The organism is Caballeronia temeraria, from assembly GCF_001544795.2.
Taxonomy (GTDB): Bacteria; Pseudomonadota; Gammaproteobacteria; order Burkholderiales; family Burkholderiaceae; genus Caballeronia; species Caballeronia temeraria.
Map to the genome: position 1 here is coordinate 96,575 of NZ_FCOI02000004.1, position 20,340 is coordinate 116,914.

Below are 20,340 nucleotides of genomic sequence, written 5' to 3' on the forward strand. Positions count from 1 at the left end.
GGCATGCCTCTCAGCCTACAAAGTCTTTTTCCGAAGCGCAAGCGCGGACTAGATTACGAGTCAACCGGCCACGCAACCTGCAGCCATGCCTGCTTGTTATCGCCGAACCGTCCTCGAAACACGTCATCGGAGCTTCAACATGAACGACTTCTCAGGCAAAACCGCGCTCGTCACGGGCGCATCTCGCGGCATCGGACGCGCAATCGCGATCTCGCTCGGCCGCGCCGGCGCGCAGGTGCTCGTGCACTACAGCAGCAACGAAGCCGCCGCCGATTCGGTCGTCGCTGAAATCGTCGCGAGCGGCGGGCGCGCGCAGAAAATCGCCGCCGATCTGCGCGACGCCGACGGCCCGCACATGCTCGCTCGACGTGTACGCGAGATCGTCGGCGGACGGCTCGACGTGCTCGTCGCGAATGCGGGCATCGCCAAGGCCGTGAGCATCGAAGAGACGACCGTCGAAAGCTTCGACGACCTCTTCGCCGTCAACGTGCGCGCGCCCTTCTTCCTCGTCCAGCAGCTTCTGCCGGTGCTGTCGCAAGGCAGCAGCGTGGTGCTGCTTTCGTCGCTGGCGGCGCATGCCTCGGTCGGCGAGCTGTCCGCGTACGCCGCGACCAAAGGCGCAATCGATACGCTCGTGCGCCACTTCGCTGCCGCGCTCGGCGAACGCGGCGTGCGCGTGAATGCGGTCGCGCCAGGCGTCGTCGCGACCGAGATGTCGAACTTCGTGAAGACCGACGAAGGCCGCGATTACGCGCTGAGTCTGCAAGCGCTGAAGCACATCGCGAAGCCCGAGGATATCGCCGGCGCCGTGACCTTCCTGGCTTCCGGCAAGGCGAGCTGGATCACGGGCGACATCCTGCGCGTCGACGGCGGGTCGAAGCTTTGAGCGCGAACTTTGCATAAGGAACCAGCATGAACACACAGCAAGTCGTACTCGTCACCGGTGCGTTGAGCGGCATCGGTCGCGCGGCTGCGCTCGCCTTCGCACGCTCGAACGCGCACGTCGTGATTTCAGGGCGGCGCGCGGACGAAGGGCGGGCATTCGCCGAATCGCTTCGTGCGCTCGGCGCGAAAGCGGAGTTCATCGAGGCCGATGTGCGCATCGAAGACGAAGTGCAGGCGCTCGTCGAACGCACGATCGCGCGCTTCGGCAGACTCGATGTCGCGGTGAACGCTGCGGGCACCGAAGGGGAATCGGGCCCTGTCGTCGAACAGACGACGGCGCGCTACACCGCCGTGTTCGACGCGAACGTGCTCGGCACCTTGCTCGCGATGAAGCACGAACTACGGGCGATGTCGGCGCAAGGCAGCGGCAGCATCGTGAACGTGTCGTCGACGATGGGCTCGCGCGGCGCGGCGGGCGCGGCGCTCTATGTCGCAAGCAAGCATGCCGTCGAAGGGCTGACGAAATCGGCGGCCCTCGAAGCCGCCGCGCTCGGCGTGCGCGTCAACGCGGTCGCGCCCGGCCCCGTCCAGACGCCGATGCTCGACCGGCTTACGCAGACTTCCGAACGCAAGGCCGCGTTTCTCGACACGGTGCCGCTCAAACGCGCGGGGACGCCCGATGAGATCGCCGAAGCCATCGTGTACGTGGCGTCGGCGGGCTTCATGACGGGCGAAGTGCTGCGGGTAAATGGCGGACGAACGGCGTCGTGAGGCTCGCCTTGCGATCGAGGCTTTAGAACTTGTGCCGAATGCCGATGCGCAACGACACCTGTAGTTCACATTCGCCGGTCCCAGCGTCACGCCCGCGCCGACGCCCTCGATTTCCAGCGTCTTGGCCGATGCGTATCCGCGAACACGGGGTTGCTCTCCGGGCTCGTCGGGCATACGTCTGCTATCTGCCCGCAAAGTGAACCCAGACCGGCGGCCGCGTCAGCCCGCGCCGCCGTCGGTCCCGCTCTTCAGATAGCTCGCGCGCGCCGCGAGAATATGCGCCTGCATGACGCTGCGCGCCCATTCGCCATCGCCGGCCTTGAAGCTGTCGATGATCTCGCGATGATGTCCGAGACTGCGCGCAAGCTGTTTTTCGTCGTATCGATGAAACGTGCGCAGCACCACAGGAAGCTCGATGATCCCCGCCAGCACGTTCGCGAGCCGCCGGGTCCCGGCCGCCTCCAGAATGCGCCGGTGGAACTCGCTGTTCAACGACGATATGCGCTCGATGAACCCCTCCTCCCGCTCGCGCGCCTCGCGTTCCATGCTGTCGGCGATCCCTTCGAGCAGCGCGACTTCGTCGTCGGAAATGCGCGTGGCCGCGATCGAGCACACCATGCCTTCGAGCGTCGCGCGCAACTGGAAGATCTCGACGGCATCGTCGATATCGAACGACGCCACCGATGCGCGCTGGCTCGACGTGAACTGCACGAGCCCGTCGTTGGACAGACGGCGCAGCGCCTCGCGCACGGGCGTGCGCGACACGCCGAGCTGCGCCGCGAGATCCGTCTCGGTCAGTTGCGCGCCGATATGCAGCTCGCGCGAAAGAATTGCTTCGCGAATCGCTTCGTAAGCCTTGTCGACGGCCCTTTTCATGATGCTGGATGATGATGATGGTTGCGTTGCCGGAGCACTATTCTAGTCCGCGCTAGTCGTTCGATGCCGCGCCGATCGCCTTCAGCGCCGCGCGCGCGCATTCCATGTCCTGCGAATAGTGACCGCCGCTCAGGCCGATCGCCCCGACCACCGCGCCGTCTTCGACGATCGGAAAGCCGCCCCCGAACACCACGAGCCGCGGCGTATGGACGAAGCCATGCAAAAGCGGCGCATCGTCCTTGATGAAGTCGTGCCAGCGATGCGTCGGCAGGCCGGTCGCGGCGGACGTGTACGCCTTGTCCTGCGCGATCCCGAGCGAAATCTGCGAAGCGCCGTCCATGCGCACGAACGCTTTGAGCAGACCGGCGTGATCGCACACGGCGATCGACATCGGCAGGCCCAGCGAGCGCGCGTGTTCCGCGGCGGCGGCGATGGCCGTCTGCGCCGTCGCGGCGTCGATGCTGCGCAGTGAAATCGAGGTCATGCGTGGTTCTCCTTGTTGTCGATGATGGATCAGACTGCGTTGCCGGCTTCGTGGCCGTCGGCGGTTGCGGCAAGAATGCCTCGTCCCGTGCGGCAGTCGCCGACGAGCCGCGTCGGAATGCCGTGCCGTTGCAGCGGCCCGAGCAGCGAGATATCGGGCACGCGCGGCGTGGCATAGGCGAGAAAGGCGATATCGTCGATGAAACCAGCCTCGCCGCTATAGACATTGCGATATTCGAGCCGCCCTTCGGTCTCGAACGCTTCGCCGATGACCGGTTCGCAGAGCGTCAGCACCCGCACGCGCGCGAGCGCCAGCCGCCGCAGAAATCCCTGCCGCGTGACGAGGGAGACTTCCTGCGCGATCGATTCGCGCGGCGTGATGATCGCGACACGCTCGAAAACCGTCGCCAGCATTTCGGCGGCGGCGTAGGTGCCTTCGCCCTGATCCATGTCGAAGATCACCGCGCTGCCCGGCTGGCGCGACGGATGACGCAAAAGCTCGGCCATCGCCGTGTTGATGTCGGGAATCAGGCCGCTTTCGGCGTACTCCGCCGGCACCCACGACGGCACGCTGTGCGTGGCGCCCGTCGCGAGGATGACTTCGTCGGGCCTGAATTCGCGGATGTCGTCGATGCCCGCGCGGCGCCCGAGCTCGAAGCGCGCCCCCGCGCGCTGCGCCGCGACGAACTGATAGTCGTACACGCTCGTGATGGTCTCGCCGCCCGGCAGATGCGAGCGCAGATGCGCCTTGCCGCCCGGCTCCCGGCTCGCGCCGAACACGGTCACGTCGTGGCCGCGCGCCGCCGCCACCCAGGCCGCCTCCAGCCCGGCGACGCCCGCCCCGACGACCGCAACGCGCTTCTTCTCCGGCGCGCGCGGCGGTTTGAAATCGACTTCGTCGGCTTCCGCGACGCGCGGATTGTTGATGCACGCGATCGGCCGGTTATAGGTGATGATCGTGTCCCAGCAGGTATTGCACGACACGCAGTAGCGGATGTCGTGCGCGCGGCCGGCCAGCGCCTTGTCGAGCCACGCCGGATCGGCGACGAGCGTGCGGCCCAGTCCGATCAGCTCCGCTTCGCCGCGCTCGAGAATGGCTTCGGCTTCGGCGGGATCGGTGATGCGGCCGAGCGCCATCACCGGCACGCCATTGGCGGACTCGCGCAGGCGCCGGATCAGGCCGGCGTACGGCACGCGCTCGCCGAAGCGGTCGGGCACGTGCATCTCCAGCGAGCGCGCGTGCGAGCCTTGCGCGAAGCACACGTAGTCGACATCGCCGGAGCGCGTCAGCATCGACGTGACGAGCGCCGCTTCGTCCGGGCCGATGCCGCCGGGCACGCCATCGTCGCCGGGCAGCTTCAGGCCGATCGCGAAGTGACGCGGACATTGCGCGCGAATCGCCTCGATCAGTTCGCGCAGAAAGCGCGTGCGGCCGTTCCAGTCGCCGCCGAATTCGTCGGTGCGCACGTTCGATTGCGGCGAGAGGAACTGATGAAACAGATGCCCGTGTCCCGCCGAGAATTCGACGCCCGCGAAACCGCAGCGATGCAGCCGCGCCGACGAAGCCGCGAAATCGTCGATCAGCTCGCGGATTTCGCCCGCCGACAGTTCGCGCGGCATCGACCAGCTCAGATCGTCGGCGAGGCGCGACGGCCCGATCGCGTTGAAGCTGCGCCCCGATTCGTGACGCGCGCGGCCCGGGTCCTGAATCTGGCCGAAGAGCCGCGAATCGTAGCGATCGACGGCTTGCGCCCAGCGCGTGAGGCCGTCGAGATTGTCGTCGTTCCAGACGCGCACGCGGTCCCAGACGCGCTGATGCCGCGCCATCGAAAGCGGCTCGGTCACGACCGCGCCCGCGCCGCCTTGCGCGCGATTCGCGAAATAGCGGATCAGGCGGTCGGTGACATGCGAGTCGTCGGACATGAAGGTGCTCATCGACGCATGCACGACTCTGTTGCGCAGCCGCGTGCCGCCCGGCAGCACCAGCGGCTCGGCGAGCGGTGAAGAGAGGCCTGTGTTCGTCATGGGCGGTCAGGAAGAAAGAGCGTTGATCGGAGGCGCGCTCGCGCGGCGCTTTCTGCGCTGGTTCGCGAGCCACGGCGCGACGCGTCCCTGATGGCGCGCGCCGAGCAGCGTTTCGACGGTATCGAGCACGTCGAGCAGACGGTCGACGTCGATGCCCGTCGCAAAGCCCGCCTGCTCGAACAGGAACGCGAGGTCCTCGGTCGCGACATTGCCCGATGCGCCCGGCGCGAACGGACATCCGCCGAGGCCGCCGATCGATGCATCGAACTGACGCACGCCCGCGAGCGCCGCCTGCCACGCGAGCGCGCTGCCGAGTCCGCGCGTGTCGTGGAAATGCGCCGCGATGCGCTCGGCACCGTGCGCGTTCACGAGCGGCTCGAAGAGCGCGGGCACGTCCTGCGGATGCCCCGCGCCGATGGTGTCCGCGACCGCGATGGCATCGGCGCCAGCATCGAACATCCGCGCCGCAAGCGCATGCACGCGCGCGGGCGGGCTCGGGCCGTCGAACGGACAGCCCATCGCGGCGGCGAGATAGACGCGCACGCGCACGCCGTCGTCGGCCGCGCGCCGCGTGACGGTTTCGCAGATGCCGGTCGCCTGTTCGAGCGTCATCTTGATGTTTCTGACGTTGAGCGTCTCCGATACGGCGAGCACCAGCGCGACCGAGCGGACGCCCACGGCATGCGCGCGTTCGTAGCCCTTCATGTTCGGGACGAGCGCCATGCAGTCGTCGAGCCGCGCGACGAGGCCATCGCGCGCGGCCGCATCGACGAGTTGCGCGGCATCGGCGAGTTGCGGTACGGCGTCGGGGCGCACGAAGCTCGTCAACTCGACATGACGCACGCCCGCTTCGACGAGCCCGCCCAGCAATGCGAGCTTGCCCTCGACCGGCACGGCGACCGCCTGATTCTGCAAGCCGTCGCGCAGGCCGACTTCGGTGATGCGAATGTTTTCCGGCATGCGTGCCTCACTGAATGACGCCGTCGCGGGCGAGCGCGGCCAGATCGGCCTCGCTCAACTTGAGAAACTGCGAGAGCACTTCGGCGGTGTGTTCGCCGATCGTCGGCGGCGGCGTGTAGCTGTCTTCGTGCGTGTCCGACAGCTTCACCGGATTGCCCGGCATCTCGACCATGCGGCCATCCGGCGCGCGCACCGGCACGAACATGTTGCGGCTGCGGATCTGCGCATCGCTCAGCACGTGCTCGAAGTCGTTCACCGGCGCGCACGGAATGCGCCGCGCGGAAAGCTGCTCCAGCCAGTATTCGCACGTGTTGGTCTCGAACTTCTGCTGCACCAGCGCATTGATGCGTTCGCGCGCGGCATAGCGGCCCGGCTGAGTTTTGTATGCCGCATCGTGCAGTTCCTCGATATCGAGCAGATCGATCAGCGACTCCCAGAACTTGTCGGTCAGGACCGCGATGATCACGTGACGCGTCGACGTGCGGAACGCGTCGTAAGGCACGTGCACGAAATGCCGGTTGCCGAGCGGCTCGGGGTTCTTGCCGGACATCGTGTACATGGTCGCCATGTAGTTGAGCATCGACACCTGGCAGTCGAGCATCGAAATGTCGACGTGCTGGCCGCGCCCGGTCTCGTGGCGCGCCATCAGCGCCGCGAGCACGCCGATCGCGCCGAACAGCCCGCCGCCCAGATCGCCGATGGGAATGCCCGCGCGAATCGGCCTGCCGCCTTCCTCGCCCGTGATCGACATGCCGCCGCCCATGCCTTGCGCGACGAGATCGAACGCCGGCCGATGCTGCGCCGGGCCGCTTTCGCCGAAGCCCGTCACCGAGCACGTCACGATGCGCGGATTGATGCGCGCAAGCGCTTCGTGGCCCAGACCGAGGCGCGTCATCACGCCGCTGCTGAAGTTGTCGAACACGACATCGACCTGACGCACGAGTTCGAGCAGCAGCGCGCGGCCGCGATCCGTCTTCAGATCGATGCACACGCTGCGCTTGTTGCGATTGAGCGTGAGAAAGTACGCGCCCATGCCGTCGACGGAATGATCGGGGTCGTTCGCGAGCAGGCGGCGCGTGCCCTCGCCCGCGCCCGGCGGCTCGATCTTGATGGTCTGCGCGCCGAGATCGGCGAGCAGCATCGTTCCGTACGGCCCCGACAGCATGTGCGTGAAGTCGAGCATGACGATATTCGAGAGTGCTTTCATGCGTGATGTCCCGTGCTTGGTGTTGCTGTCAGAACTGCGACAAGAGTGTCGACCAGCCCCGCATGCGGTCGTCGATGCCGTTGTGGCGCAGCGCGTGCCAGTAGTTCGCGATGTTCACCGAGATCACCGGCTTGCCGAGCCAGCGCTCGGCTTCGTCGGCGAGCGATGCCATCGGCAGATTCGCGCCGAATTGCACGATGGCTTCGGCGTCGGGCGTATCGGTGTCGCGCAGCGCATCGATCAGGTATTGCGCGTCCACCTTCGTGTAGCCCGTGAACTGCTTGCCTTGCAGATGATTGAACTTCACGACATCGAAGCCCGCCTCGCCGAAGAATGCTTCGAGGTGCTTCTGGATGACCGGGTAATACGGCTCCACGATCGCGATGCGCCGCTTCACGCCGTGCGCGGCGAGCGCTTCGAGCACCGCATCGGACGCGAGCGTGACGCCGATCTCGCGCTTCGCCCGCGCCGCGATGCGCGCCTTCAGCGCCTCCGACGACGCGCGGCTGCCGCCCCAGATCGCGAGCGCCGAGATGCCGAGAATCAGATGATCGGGACCGCACGTCATCTCCTGATCGACGGCGTCGTCGAGCGCGCCGAACAGCGCCTCGATGCCGCGCTCGAAATCCTCGTCGGAGCGCACGGCCAGATCGGGAACATGCATCCGCGCGATGTGATTCGTCACGCCCGGCGGACGCATGTCATCGCATTCGGGCTGCACGCACGTATTGACCGAGGGCGTCGGGATACCGAACATGCAGCGCGAGCCGAGAAAGTCTCTCATCGCGTCTTGCCCTCCGCGTTCAGCGCCATGTCGTTCGAGAAGGCGACGTCGCCGGCGGCTTCGGGCGTCAGCGCTTCGAGCGGCTTGCGCTTGGTCTCGATGCCCGCGACGAGGAAGATCAGCGCCTGCACGACCAGCACGCCTGCGAGCGACGTGATCACGGCGGTCACGCCGCCCCACGTAAAGAGCGAAATCACGATGAACTGCACGAACGCGGTGACGAGGCGGCCCATCGTCTGGCAGAAGCCCGTGCCGCGCAGACGGTATTCGGTGGCGAACAGCTCGGTCTGGAGCGTGTAGCCGATCGTGAGCCAGACGAAGATCGACGTCACCAGCAACAAGCCGACGACGAGCAGCAGCGGCGTGTTATGCACGGTCAGCGGATAGATGAACGCGCACAACGCGGTGAACGCGGACGCGCCGACCATCAGCGGACGACGCCCGATGCGGTCCGACAGCATGAAGCCGATCAGCGCGCCGAGCGGGCCGCCGAGGCTCATGACCGTCGTATAGCCGAGCGATGAAGCCACGCTCACGCCTTCTTTCACGAAAAAGCTCGGCAGCCAGCCGACCAGACCGTACACCGACAATCCCTGCACCACGCTGAAGGTCGCGCCGAGGAAAGTGCGGCGAATCACGGCCGGCGTGAACAGCACGAAGATCGTCTGACGCTTTTGCGCGGGCGCGGCGGCGGCGACCGGTGCGAGCGGCGGCAGCGGTTTGCCGGTGGCGCGTTCGCTCTCCAGCTCGATGCTTCGCAGCACGGCTTCGGCTTCGTCGAGGCGGCCTTGCTCTTCGAGCCAGCGCGGCGATTCCGGCATTTTCTTGCGCAGAATCCAGATGATCGCCGCGCCCACGCCGACGATCAGAAACATCGGACGCCAGCCGAAACTCGGGATGATGACCCACGCGAGCAGCGACGATGCGAACAGCGACGCATTGGCGATCAGCGCCAGCAGCGCGATCCAGCGGCCGCGCTTGCCCGCCGGGACGAACTCGCTCAATGTTGCGTAGCCGATCGCCAGTTCCGCGCCGAGTCCGACGCCCATGATGAACCGGAAGAAGATGAGCCATTCCATCGACGGTGCGAACGCGCCCGCGAGCGACGCGAGGCCGAAGATCGCCAGATTCACCTGATACGAGAAGCGCCGGCCGTAGCGGTCGCCGAGCACGCCCGACATGAACGCGCCGACGACCATGCCCGCGAAGGTCGCCGTGACGAACAGGGCGTTCATCGCGAGCGTCGACCAGCCGCTTTTCAAGAGCGAGCCGAGGACGCCGCCCGCCAGATAGACATCGAAGCCATCGAGAAACAGACCGCCGCCCACGAGCCAGAGCATCTTCGTGTGAAAGCCGGATAACGGCATCCGGTCGAGTCTCGGTCCCGCCATGACACTGTGCGTCGTCATTTCGCTGTCTCCGCCATTGGTGTATTCGCCGCCCCGGCCGCATCGATGGATCGACCCTCGGGTGATGAAAATGTACACAATTTTACGAAGAGAGTGCGCAATAAACCGAGATGGCTCGGGAATTCACCTATTATTTGTACACATTTTCGTTTCCCGACGCACACCCGGCCCGGCCGCGAGACACTTCAGCGCCGCGTTTATTCCCTCTGCCGGCGCAGATAAATTGCCGCTCCCACGCGGAACAAAACCTTCTGCCCCGCTGTTTTGCTATCGACGGTCGCGACATCCCACGGCGACCACGATCGGCAGGATTCGTTCAGCGATCCGGCCCCGGCAGGAGGCATCATGCACCGCGAAATCTTCGTCCTGGAGCACAACTTCTTCAGCTTCGGCTGCATCTATCGGGTGGACCTGCGCAGCCGCAGCGGCCGCCTGATCGAAACCCGCTACGTGAAGCTGAGCGATATCGCGTGGTGCTAGCGCGCCTCCCCGGCAATCAACGACCACTTGAGAATTTCGAGGAGACCCATTCATGCCCTACGCTTACGCCCAGTTGCCCGACATCGTTCCCCACGATGAATGGCTCAGAGGAACCTCGGCGCTGCTTCAGGTGCGCAACGCTGCGCTGAAAGATCTGGATCAGCAGATCCTCATGTATCAGCGCAACCGGACGGTTCATCAATTTCACGCGCTGGTGCAGGCGTTCGAGCGCTGGCAACTCTCCGCCGGTCCCGACGATGCCTGGAGAAGCGCCGCCCGCAACGGCTCGAAGTACTTCACGCTGCTGGATCAGCAACTGCACGGCAAGGGCGACACCGACGCCGCGGCCGGCGCGCAGGACTTCATGACGCCGGCGCTCATCAACGCGCGCCTCGGCGTGCTGTATCTCTTCGGCAATCTGGAACTGGAAGACGACACGTTTCAGGTGTTGCTGGAAGGCGCGTTCGATATCACCAACGTCGGCCTCGGATTTGCGCCGGATACCAATGTCGCGGCGGCGCGCGCAGCCGAAGTGCTCGATAACAGCGTCGTGCAGAAATCGGCATCGCTCGCGCTCGAACAGGTGCAGAAGAAGATCAGGAAGCACAAGGAACCGACGCTCGTGAAGTCGAATCAGCTCGCGACATCCACACTGAGTTTGCCCGCGTTGAGCAGCGCCGCGCAGCGGCTGTACGAAGCCATTCGCGCCAAAGTCGAGGAAGGCGCGAGAAAGCTGTGGGACATGATTCGCGAAAAGGTCGCGGATATCCGCAACGATCCCGGCGGCTTCGCGCTCGACACGATGCCCGCGCTCATGCGCAAGCTCGTCGATTTTCTGTGCGGCAAGCTGCTCGCGACGCTGGCGCCTTTCATCGGCGCGGGGCTCGATATCGCCAAGGGCATCGCCAATACCGTCGACAGCAGCATCACCAAGTATCGCGAATGGGTGCAAGGCCGCGACGTGCAACTGCTGACCGGGCATCCCGGCACCATCGTGGAAGCGATCCGGCGCGCGATGAAGCTGAGCATCGGTTCCGGCGTCTACGACCTCGTGAAAGGCGGCGCGAGCCTTGGCTTGCAGTTCGCGAGCCAGGGCGCATCGACCATCATCGATGCGGTCGTGTCCATCATGGAGACGCTCGCGAAGGTTATCTGGAAGATCGTGGAAATCAAGCGCATCAAGCGGTTCTGCGAGCAGGCGAAGGGCTACTGGGAAGCCCGCATGCAACGCGACGCGCTGCACACGCGGCCGATCGCCTTCAACGGCTGGTTCAAGCGCTATGCGGTGCCCATTCCGGCGCTTTCGGTGCTCGCGCTGAACTCCGGCATTTGCGGCGACAAGATGCACTTCCTCGCGATGTACAAGGACGACGAGAACATCGTCACGCAGGCGGAATTCACGGCGGGCTGCAAGTACGTGGATAGTCTGAAGGTCTGGGGATCGGACTATCTGGGCGATGCGGGCTTCGCCTTCAATTCCGACGATGCCATGATCAAAGGCCTGCTCACGCTCGCGACGAGTCACAAGGAAGAGCAGACGTGGGATTTGAAGGTGCGCAAGGCCGTGCTCGGCTTTCTGAACGGATAGCGCCTTTCGCATGAACCCGCCGACGCCTTCGCTCACGCGAAGGCGTTTTTCATGCGGCGCGCTATTTCTGCGGCTTGAGCATCACGGTAAAGCTGACGGGCGCGGCGCTCGACAGCACATCGAGGTTCATCAGCACGCGCAGCGCCTCGACTTCGTCCTGCAAACCGTAGTCCTTGAGATTCACGACAACGGGCACGCGCGTCCCGACACTCAGCGCGCCGTTCGCGAGCCTGACGACGCGCACGCTCGCGGTGATCGGCCTTGTTTCGCCGCTGACCGCGAGTTGCCCGCTCACGTCCATGTCGGCGCTTTCGCCCGCGCGAAGCGCCCGCACGCGGCGCATGTCGACCGTGCCGGTGAACACGGCCCGCGGATGATCCGCGACCTTGAACAGCATGTCCTTCAAGCGATCGTTGCGCAGCCCGATATTCGTTTCGACGCTCGCCAGCTCGACATCGAACACGAGCTTGCCGTCATCGCCAACGGAACCGTCGATCTGACGGAACGTCTGCACTTCCTCGATGGCCGCCGCGCCGGGCTTCGCGGCCTTCGTCGTCGTGAAGGAAAAAGTCGACTGGCCGCTGTCGACGCGCCACGCCGCATGGCTCGCCGCGCAGGTCAGTGAAGCCGTCAGCGCGAGCGTGGCGGCCGCGGCGCGTGAAGTCAGTGTGCTCATCGTGAAGATCCTTTTGGTGGGTCGTTCGATTGGTCGTTTCGGTGTGCGAAAGCGCCGCGCGCGCGACGGTCTCGTCCTGCCGACAACACCGCATGGCGTCGATTTGTTCCATCGACAAAGAGGAAATTTCCGTGGAATAGAACGCGGGGCACGGCTGTTTTCGTCGCAATCCCTTCACGTTTCGAGGCATCGCCGCGATGAACGCTTTGCTCCAGACCATTCGCATTGGCATCGCGCTTGCAAGTCTGTGCGCGCTTCACGCTGCGCAGGCAGGCCAGTCGATGCTGCTGCCCGAAGGAACCGTCACGCTGATCCGCGCGACGTCCGCGTTCAACGTCGATACGCCCATCGCGCTGCAACCAGGCGATCTGCTCGCCACCGATGCGCACGGCAGCGCGCAAATCGAGGACAGCGACGGCACGATCGTCGCGCTGGGCGCGGATACGCGCATCGCCATCGATGCCGCGCCGCACGGCGATGCGCTCGCGCTGCTCTCGGGCTGGATCAAGATCGCGCGTCCGCACACGGGCACGTCCGATCCTTTGTCGATCGGCACGCCCACGCTCGACGCCAGCCTGCGCGACGGCGCCGCCGTCCTGCACGCCACGCGCGACATGACCGCGCTCTTCATCGAAGCGGGCAGCATGACGCTCGCGCTGCCCGAACACGCCGATGCCCATCAGCCACTCGACGGCGAGCATTACGCCGAACGCGAGACCGGCAAGCCGCTGGTCGTGGGCACGCGCCCCGCGACGTCGTTCATCGCCGCGATGCCGCTGCCGTTCCGCGATCCGCTCGCGACATCCGCGACGCCCGCGAAGGCGAAGCCCGTCGCGCCCGCGCAAGGCCGTCCGGCCACTTATGCCGATATCGCCGACTGGCTCGTCGCGCCGCTGCCCATCCGGCGCGGCTTCGTTGCACGATTTCGGCCGCTCGCGCAAAACGAGCCGTTCCGCGCGCAGGTGCGGCAGAACCTGCGCAATCTTCCCGAATGGCGGCGCGTGCTGTGCCCGCCTCCCGCCATGCCGCGCCGGCGCGCGGGCTCGCCCGTGCAGAATCAATCAACCGAGGTGGAGTCATGAGACTGTCGCTCGCCGTCAAGTTCAATCTGGTGTTTCTCGCGGTTTTCGTCGTCGGCTTCGTGTCGGCCGGGTACGCGGCGCGCGCGTTGCTGCGCCGGGAGGCCATCGACGAAACCGTGCAGAATGCGCGCGTCCTCATGGAAGCGGCGAGCGCCGCGCAGAACTACACCGCGACGCAAGTCACGCCGCTTCTGCAAACGCAGCTCAAATACAGCTTCGTGCCGCAATCCGTGCCAGCCTTCTCGGCGGTCGAAACGTTGATGACGCTGGAGAAACGGCTCGCGGGATATTCGTATCGCTCGACGATGCTCAACCCGACCAATCCGCGCGACCGTCCGTCGGACTGGGAAGCGGATGTGATCCGCCATCTGCACGACAAGCCGGAGCTGAAGGAAATCGTCGGACTGCGCGACACGCCGTCCGGGCAGAACCTGTATATCGCGCGCCCGAACCGCATCAACGACGCCGCCTGCATGGAATGTCACAGCGTGCCGTCGCGCGCGCCGAAAACGCTCATCGACAAATACGGTCCCGACAACGGCTTCAACTGGTCGATGCACGATGTCATCGGCGCGGATTTCGTCTCGGTGCCGATGGCCCTGCCCGTCGCGCGCAGCGACGCCGTGCTGCGCACCTTTCTCGGCTCGCTGCTCGCCGTCTTCGTGCTGCTTTTGATCGCGCTGAACGTGATGGTGCATCTGCTCGTCACGCGGCGCATCCGCGCCCTGTCGCGCGCCGCCGATGAAGCCAGCCTCGGCCAGCTCGACGGCGCGGACTTCACCGAGCGCGGCCGCGACGAGATCGCTTCGCTCGCCGCGTCGTTCGCGCGCATGAAGACGAGCCTCGTCGAAGCCTTCAAGATGATCGAGGCATGAGGTGAACGCCGCCGCGATGGAGCCCCCACGTGTCACGCAACTCGGCAAATACCGCATCGAAGCGGTATTGGGCACGGGTGCGATGGGCGTCGTCTATCGCGCGTTCGATCCGCATATCGAGCGGCATGTCGCGCTGAAGACGGTCCGTCACGAGCTGTTCGAAACCGGCGAGCGCGCGAGTCTGATGACGCGCCTGCGCAGCGAGGCGCAGGCTGCGGGACGGCTTACGCATCCGAATATCGTCGGCGTGTACGACTATGGCGAGACCGGCGACACCGCGTATATCGCGATGGAACTCGTCGACGGACACGCGCTGAAGCCCCTGCTCGATGCCGGCCGTCCGCTCGAACTCGCGACCGCGCTCGACTGGTTCGCGCAACTGCTCGCCGCGCTCGGCTTCGCGCACGCGCACGGTGTCGTGCATCGCGACATCAAGCCCGCGAATCTGCTCGTCAGCGAGCAAGGGCGGCTGAAGGTCGCGGATTTCGGCGTCGCGCATGTGGAATCGTCGACGCTGACGCTGGCCGGCGCGATGATCGGCACGCCGTGCTACATGTCGCCGGAGCAGTTCACGGGCGATCCCGTCGACGGGCGCTCCGACCTGTTTTCCGCCGCGATCGTGCTGTATCAGATGCTGACCGGATGCCGGCCGTTCGCGGGCGCATCGCAAGCCGAAGTGATGCGGCAAGTGATGCACGACACGCCGCGCCTGCCGTCCGTCTGCAACCCGGCGCTGCCGCCCGCCATCGACGACATGCTGATGCGCGCGCTGTCCCGCCGTCCCGCCGCGCGCTATCAGAGCGCCGACGCGCTGCGGCAGGCGCTTGCCGATGCATCATCGGACGGCGCTCCCGCGGCCACGGATGACCGCACGATTCTCGAAGCGCGGACGATGACCTCGGGAACGGGCTCCTTGCGCGGCGGCGATTCGCTGCCGTCGCTGACGATGTGGCCCGCCGCCACGCTCGCCTCGGTCGAGGCGCGGCTCGCCGCGCAGATCGGCCCGGTCGCGCGTCTGCTCGTGCGGCGCGCGGCGGCGCGCATCGCGGATGCACCGGATGTATCGGCGCTCGTCGCGCTGCTCGCGCCGCATGTGCCCTCCGACAAAGGCCGCGCGCAATTCGTCGCCGCCTTCGCGGACGGGTCCGTTGCAGGCACGACGCATGGGACGTCATCGGCTGCTTCATTGCTCGATGCGGACGAGGTGCGCGCCGCCGCGCTCAAGCTCGCCGTGTATCTCGGCCCGATCGCGACGATCATCGCGAAACGCGAGTCCGCGCGCGCGGTCAGCCTGCGCGCGCTGCACGAACGGCTCGCGGCGGCGATCTCGAATGAACACGACCGCGCGCGTTTTCAGCGCGACGTCGGACTGTAACGACTGTTTGTACGACACGCATCCGAAGGAGCACGACCGATGAATCCCGACACGCCCATCCGCCTTGCCGCGTGCACGGCGTTCGGCCTCACCGATGCCGGCCGCGTGCGCCGCGAGAACCAGGACCGCTTTCTGATCGATCCGGCGCTGAACCTCGTCGCGGTCGCGGACGGCATGGGCGGCCACGCGTTCGGCGCACGCGCCAGCGCGACCGCGCTCGACTGCATCGCGACGCGACTCGCCGCCGATGCAACCTCTCGTACGCACGCCGACGCCGCGCACATCGACGATCCCGACGCCACCGTGCACGATGCCTCCGCCTGCGCGATGCGCGCCGCCGCCGACGCACTCGACCACGCCAACGCGACGCTTCACGCGATGAACCTGCGCGAGCGGCTCGCGCATCGGGCGATGGGCACCACGTTGACGGGCATCTGGCAGCCGCGCGGCTCGGCGCGGTTGATTTCGCTTCACATCGGCGACAGCCGGCTTTATCGATATCGCGATGGCGCGCTCATGCAACTGTCGCGCGACCAGACGCTTTATCAGCAGGCGCTGGAGTCCGGCGCGATCGAGCATTTGCCGCCGCGCAACGTGCTGTTGCAGGCGCTCGGGCCGTTGCCGTCGATCGTGCCCGTCGTGCAAGCGCATGCGTGGCTGCCCGGCGACCGCTACTTGCTGTGCAGCGACGGATTGCACGGCGAAGTGCCGCACGGCGAGATCGAAGCGGTGCTCGGATCGATGACGCCGCACGACATCGGCCAGGCATGCGGGCGACTCGTCGCGCTCGCGCTCGATGCGGGCGGCAAGGACAACATCACGGCGGTCATCGCCTGCTTCGACGGCGATTAAGCGGCACGGTCATCGAAAAGCGCCGCGACGAACGCGGCGTCGGGCAAACCGGCGCTCGTGCGCAGCGTTTGCGCGTGCCACCAGACGCTCGTTCCCCAAGTCCCCGCATGCGGCGGCATCGGAACGACGTTCGCGTCATCTTCGGGCGATAACGCCAGCAATCCGGCATCGAAATTCGCGAGACTCGCGTGCTTGTCGAGCGTCGCGAGCGCGAGCGCGCCGCACTGCGCGAACCACGCGCGCGCATGCGGACGCCAGATCGACCATGCATGAGTTTCGACGGGCGCGGCGATCGTCAACGGAAAATGCCGGCCCGCGCTATCGACGCTCGGCATCAGCACGCCCGCCCAGCCGCTTTCACCGAGCACGCCGCCGCCGAGCACGAAACACCACAGCGGCGCGGTCAGATACGCATCGAGCCACGCAGGCCCGAGCGCCGCGCGCCCCGCGACGAGGCCCGCCTGCAACATCGCATCCCAGGGAACGACGAAGCGTTGCGGCAGACGCCGCGTCACGAAGTCGCCGTTGCCGCGCAGCTTGCCGAAGCATCCGGCGACACCCGGCGACGTCATCACAGATGCTCCGGGCAGCGGAATTGTTCGAGCGGCGCGCGCCGGAAAGGATTGACGACGCTGGTCGCATCGAGTTCGAGCACGGCCTTGCGCCCGGCGGATTCGAGCGTGAGCTTGTAGCGGTCCGGCTGCGCGGTGGCATCGAGCCTGCCCGCATCGATGAGATGCAGCAGCGCCCACGGACCGCTCGAGTCGAGCGGCGCGGCTTGCGCGGCGGAAGCCGGATCGAACTGCGCGCTGGCGCGGCCCGTGTTCTTGCCGCTCGGCCATTGCAGCAGCATCGACTGAAGGCCGTCCTGTTTGAGCGCGAGCTGCTGTCCGTCGATGTCGAGATTCAGTTGCGTCACCGCCGGATCGAACGACAGCGCCTTCACGCGAAAACGGATCGACATGTCGCGGCTGCCGTCGTGGAAGAACGCATCGCGAATCTGCGCGGCGCGCTGGAATTGAGTGAGCGCGTCGCGCGGCATGCCCGCGGGCGGCGTGCCGGCGCGCCATTGCCAGACGGGACCGCTCGTATCGACCAGTGCGGCAAGGTTCTTCTGGAAGAAATCGTCGATGAGACCGCCCGGCGCGAACAGCTTGCCGAAGTCGTCGGCGGCGACGTCGCGGGTCGAGCCATGCACGAAGGGATAGCGGCCATCGAGCGCGCGGCGGCACAGCGGGCCCGCGTTCGCGTTCCACTGCGCGTCGAGCCGGGCGCGTTCGCCACCTTCGAGGAGCGCCGTGCCCGCCGTCGCGATCGATGCGGCGACCGGCGTGAGCGGCGCGGGACTCGTCTGGCTCGCGAGCCTCAGCTTGCCGAGCGCGTCGCCGGCGGGCGCGGGCTGGCCCATTCTGCGGGCGGCATCGGCGGCATCGAGATAGACGGCGGCGTCCTTGAGCGGCGCAAACGCGCGATCGAGCGCCGTGGCATCGCCCGGCTTGCCCGCGAGCTGATGCAGCGGCTGGAAGTGATCGTCGACGCGCGTCGCCGTGTTCGCGCCGAGCGTCGTCTCGCGCGCCGCCGCGACGATGAACTTCCTGAGCGGCGAATCGGGCGCGGAAAGCTCGTTCGCGATGCGCGCGCCATCGGCGAGCGCGGTGACGGGCGCAGCGGTCACATCGTCGAGCAGGCTGTCCCACGTGTGGATGTAGGCGTCGAAATAGCGCTCGTCGAGCGCGGCGCGCAATGAAGCGATGCCATCGGACGTCAGCGCGACATCGTCGCGGCCGAGCACCCACGCGTCCTTCGCGACATTGGCGAGCGCGGCGTCGCGCAAGCGCGCGTATTGCGCGTAGCCCGCGCGCGTGTAGGCGCCCGCGACGCCCGTCGTGAGCGGCGCGCCGCTCGTGCGCCGCAGCAGCAGCGGCGCGTTGGGGCCGGCCGCGGCGCTCACGGTGAACGCCGGAACGTTCGCCTGCGCCAACTCGCCGTCCACCCGGTTGCCGATGCGCTGCGACAGCGGCAACTCCGCGAGCCGCGCGCGCGCCGCCTTGATGAGCGCATCGTCGAGCGGCAGCGACGGATCGAAGTGCGTCTTGTCGAAGAGCGCGGCGAGATGCGCATCGAGCGCGCTTCGCTGCGCCGGACTTGCGTTGGCGGCAAGCGCCGGAACCAGATGCGCGCGCAGCGCGGCGGCATCGAAATGGCGCGCGTCGCCGAGCATCAGATAGGCACGCAGCGCTTCATATCCATTTGCTTCGGATGCCGAATCATTGATCGTGCCGCCATCGTGCAATTCCTGCGTCAGCTTGCCGACCGCGAGCGGCAGCAAGGTCTGATCGAGCAGACGCCGATACGTCACGCGCGCTTCCTGACCGAGCTTGTCGCCCTGATACAGCCAGAGCCGCGTGAGCCACGGCACCGGCTTGCCGGCGTCCGCGTAACCGCCGGGCAGCGCGCGCGCCGCGTCGAGCAGAGGGAGCACCGCGAGCGGATCGGCCGTCGCGTTCGCCTCGCGCGCCAGTTGCGCCACATGCTGCGTCTCGCGCTCGAATTCCGCGACATAGGCGCGATTGCGCTGGTAGCTCACCGCCATGCATGCGAGCGCGAGCATCAGCATCACGCCGACCAGCGCGAGCGCGCCGCGCCGCAGCCACGCGCTGCAGCGCTCGAAGCGAGCGTTCGCGCCGACGAGCCCGGCCTCCGCGATCACCACGTCCTTCAGCATCCGGTTGATGAAATACGCGCGGCCCGACGCATCGCGGTTATACGCCGCGTCGCGACGCAAGCCGAGCGATTGCGCGATGCTGCTGATCGCGCGGTCGATCGGCCGTCCATGCTGCGTGCCGCTCGTGAAATACACGCCGCGCAGGAGCGGCGACGCCTCGAAGCGCGTGCCGCGAAACGCGCCGTCGAGAAAACGTCCGAGCGCCGGTTGCAGCCCCGCGAACTGCTGCGCGAAGCCGTAGATGCGCGCGCGCCGGGCGACATCGGTCTCACGCTGCATGCGATGCAGCACGCGCGCCTGCAGCCGCGTGCCGAGCGCGTCGAATTCGGCGGGGAATGCCGCGAGCGCCGCGCCCGCGCCCGGCGATTCGTCGAGCGCGAACGTGATGCCCCAGACCTGATTGCGCTCCGCTTCGCCGAGATCGTCGAAAAATTCGGTGAAGCCCGCGAGCAGATCGCACTTCGTCACGACGACGTACACCGGAAAGCGCACGCCGAGCCGCTCGCTCAGTTCCGTGAGACGGCTGCGGATCGTGCGGATGTGCGCATCGCGCGCGGCGTCGTCCTCGCGCACGAGATCCGCCGCCGACAGCGTGACGATGACGCCGTTCAGCGGCCGCCGCGGCCGGTACTTGCGCAGCAGTTGCAGAAAGCCCGTCCACGCGGATTCGTCGGCTTGCGCGTCGCTGTCCTGCGTCGTGAAGCGGCCTGCCGTGTCGACGAGCACGGCGTCGTCAGTGAACCACCAGTCGCAGTGACGCGTGCCGCCAACGCCGCCAATCGCGTCCTCGCCCAGCTTGTCGCGCAGCGGAAAGCGCAGGCCGGAATGCGCGAGCGCCGTGCTCTTGCCGGTGCCTGGCGCGCCGATGAACATGTACCACGGCAACTGATACACCCATTGGCGGCCGTTGACGCCCTTCATGCGCGCCTGCCGCAGGATCGCGAGCGCCTGTTCGAAGCGCTCGCGCAGCACGGCAAGCTCCGCGCTGCCGGCGGCGGCCGCCTGTCCCTGCCCCGCGACGCCGCTCATGAAGCGCAGATTGACGAGCCGCGCGGCGATCAGGCGCGCGCCCCAGACGAGTCCCCATGTCGCGATGAGCGCGGCCATCGCGATCCAGCGGCTGCGCGGCGTTTCGAGCGGCGCGTGACCGTTGAACGCGAACAGCGGCCCTTCGAACCACACGACGACGAGCAGCGCGAGCACGCCCGCCAGCGTCAGCCATTTCGGCATCCTGAGCGTTTCTGCGATTTTTTTCATCGATATCTCCTTGCTGATGTGCGTGACGAG

The 20,340-nt window shown here is 66.8% G+C and carries 18 protein-coding genes; 8 read left to right on the forward strand and 10 right to left on the reverse strand.

Going from position 1 to position 20,340, the window contains the following annotated elements; genetic code table 11:
* The first annotated feature begins 139 nt into the window (after positions 1 to 139).
* Together AWB76_RS07580 and AWB76_RS07585 are read left to right on the forward strand one after the other, a co-directional pair.
* The gene (locus tag AWB76_RS07580; protein ID WP_061159524.1) at positions 140 to 886 is read left to right on the forward strand and encodes an SDR family NAD(P)-dependent oxidoreductase; all 747 of its coding nucleotides are present in this window, start codon (positions 140 to 142) and stop codon (positions 884 to 886) included.
* A gap of 26 nt (positions 887 to 912) precedes the next feature.
* Positions 913 to 1,656, forward strand: a complete 744-nt coding sequence (locus AWB76_RS07585; RefSeq protein ID WP_061159525.1) for an SDR family NAD(P)-dependent oxidoreductase — start codon at positions 913 to 915, stop codon at positions 1,654 to 1,656.
* Positions 1,657 to 1,875: 219 nt separating this feature from the next.
* Here the strand turns inward: AWB76_RS07585 and AWB76_RS07590 are convergent, their stop codons facing one another.
* Genes AWB76_RS07590 through AWB76_RS07620 form a run of 7 tightly spaced genes read right to left on the reverse strand, consistent with a single transcriptional unit; the run spans position 1,876 to position 9,400 of the window.
* Entirely contained in the window at positions 1,876 to 2,532 is a 657-nt protein-coding gene (locus AWB76_RS07590; RefSeq protein ID WP_061159526.1) for a GntR family transcriptional regulator, read from the reverse strand.
* A gap of 52 nt (positions 2,533 to 2,584) precedes the next feature.
* Complete coding sequence (locus AWB76_RS07595; RefSeq protein ID WP_061159527.1) at positions 2,585 to 3,016, reverse strand: GlcG/HbpS family heme-binding protein; 432 nt, start codon at positions 3,014 to 3,016, stop codon at positions 2,585 to 2,587.
* Positions 3,017 to 3,045: 29 nt separating this feature from the next.
* Positions 3,046 to 5,040 carry an oxidoreductase gene (locus tag AWB76_RS07600; RefSeq protein WP_061159528.1) on the reverse strand — a complete coding sequence of 665 codons (1,995 nt, stop codon included), beginning with the start codon at positions 5,038 to 5,040 and terminating at the stop codon, positions 3,046 to 3,048.
* 6 nt (positions 5,041 to 5,046) lie between these two features.
* On the reverse strand, positions 5,047 to 6,000 hold the full coding sequence (locus AWB76_RS07605) for a hydroxymethylglutaryl-CoA lyase (protein ID WP_061159529.1): 954 nt from the start codon (positions 5,998 to 6,000) through the stop codon (positions 5,047 to 5,049).
* A 7-nt stretch (positions 6,001 to 6,007) separates the two neighbouring features.
* Entirely contained in the window at positions 6,008 to 7,207 is a 1,200-nt protein-coding gene (locus AWB76_RS07610; RefSeq protein WP_061159530.1) for a CaiB/BaiF CoA transferase family protein, read from the reverse strand.
* A gap of 28 nt (positions 7,208 to 7,235) precedes the next feature.
* Complete coding sequence (locus AWB76_RS07615) at positions 7,236 to 7,991, reverse strand: maleate cis-trans isomerase family protein (RefSeq protein WP_063936310.1); 756 nt, start codon at positions 7,989 to 7,991, stop codon at positions 7,236 to 7,238.
* Complete coding sequence (locus AWB76_RS07620; RefSeq protein ID WP_061159532.1) at positions 7,988 to 9,400, reverse strand: MFS transporter; 1,413 nt, start codon at positions 9,398 to 9,400, stop codon at positions 7,988 to 7,990. Before AWB76_RS07620 ends, AWB76_RS07615 begins: the two co-directional genes overlap by 4 nt.
* A 345-nt stretch (positions 9,401 to 9,745) precedes the next feature.
* Here AWB76_RS07620 and AWB76_RS42655 point away from each other — a divergent pair, with 345 nt between their 5' ends.
* Positions 9,746 to 9,880 (forward strand): hypothetical protein, encoded by a 135-nt coding sequence (locus tag AWB76_RS42655; RefSeq protein ID WP_279616392.1) that lies wholly within the window; start codon positions 9,746 to 9,748, stop codon positions 9,878 to 9,880.
* Positions 9,881 to 9,932: 52 nt separating this feature from the next.
* Positions 9,933 to 11,468, forward strand: coding sequence for a hypothetical protein (locus AWB76_RS07625; protein WP_061159533.1), 1,536 nt, complete (start codon positions 9,933 to 9,935; stop codon positions 11,466 to 11,468).
* Positions 11,469 to 11,529: 61 nt separating this feature from the next.
* On the opposite strand, the gene AWB76_RS07630 is transcribed toward AWB76_RS07625, so the two are convergent.
* A complete protein-coding gene (locus AWB76_RS07630) occupies positions 11,530 to 12,144 on the reverse strand; it encodes a YceI family protein (protein WP_061159534.1) in 615 nt (204 codons plus the stop codon).
* Between the two features lie 197 nt (positions 12,145 to 12,341).
* Between AWB76_RS07630 and AWB76_RS07635 the strand changes: the two genes are divergently transcribed.
* From AWB76_RS07635 to AWB76_RS07650, 4 genes are read left to right on the forward strand one after another with little or no spacing between them, the layout of a single operon-like run.
* Positions 12,342 to 13,226 carry a FecR domain-containing protein gene (locus AWB76_RS07635; protein ID WP_061159535.1) on the forward strand — a complete coding sequence of 295 codons (885 nt, stop codon included), beginning with the start codon at positions 12,342 to 12,344 and terminating at the stop codon, positions 13,224 to 13,226.
* Positions 13,223 to 14,101, forward strand: coding sequence for a Tll0287-like domain-containing protein (locus AWB76_RS07640; protein WP_061159536.1), 879 nt, complete (start codon positions 13,223 to 13,225; stop codon positions 14,099 to 14,101). The genes AWB76_RS07635 and AWB76_RS07640 overlap by 4 nt, the downstream gene beginning before the upstream one ends.
* Before the next feature lie 16 nt (positions 14,102 to 14,117).
* Positions 14,118 to 15,476, forward strand: coding sequence for a serine/threonine-protein kinase (locus AWB76_RS07645; protein ID WP_063936320.1), 1,359 nt, complete (start codon positions 14,118 to 14,120; stop codon positions 15,474 to 15,476).
* 39 nt (positions 15,477 to 15,515) lie between these two features.
* Positions 15,516 to 16,328 (forward strand): PP2C family protein-serine/threonine phosphatase, encoded by an 813-nt coding sequence (locus AWB76_RS07650; RefSeq protein ID WP_061159538.1) that lies wholly within the window; start codon positions 15,516 to 15,518, stop codon positions 16,326 to 16,328.
* On the opposite strand, the gene tagF is transcribed toward AWB76_RS07650, so the two are convergent.
* Both tagF and tssM read right to left on the reverse strand, forming a co-directional pair.
* Positions 16,325 to 16,900 (reverse strand): type VI secretion system-associated protein TagF, encoded by a 576-nt coding sequence (tagF, locus tag AWB76_RS07655; RefSeq protein WP_061159539.1) that lies wholly within the window; start codon positions 16,898 to 16,900, stop codon positions 16,325 to 16,327. The genes AWB76_RS07650 and tagF overlap by 4 nt on opposite strands.
* A complete protein-coding gene (gene tssM / locus AWB76_RS07660) occupies positions 16,900 to 20,310 on the reverse strand; it encodes a type VI secretion system membrane subunit TssM (RefSeq protein WP_061159540.1) in 3,411 nt (1,136 codons plus the stop codon). The genes tagF and tssM overlap by 1 nt, the downstream gene beginning before the upstream one ends.
* Positions 20,311 to 20,340 lie beyond the last annotated feature (30 nt).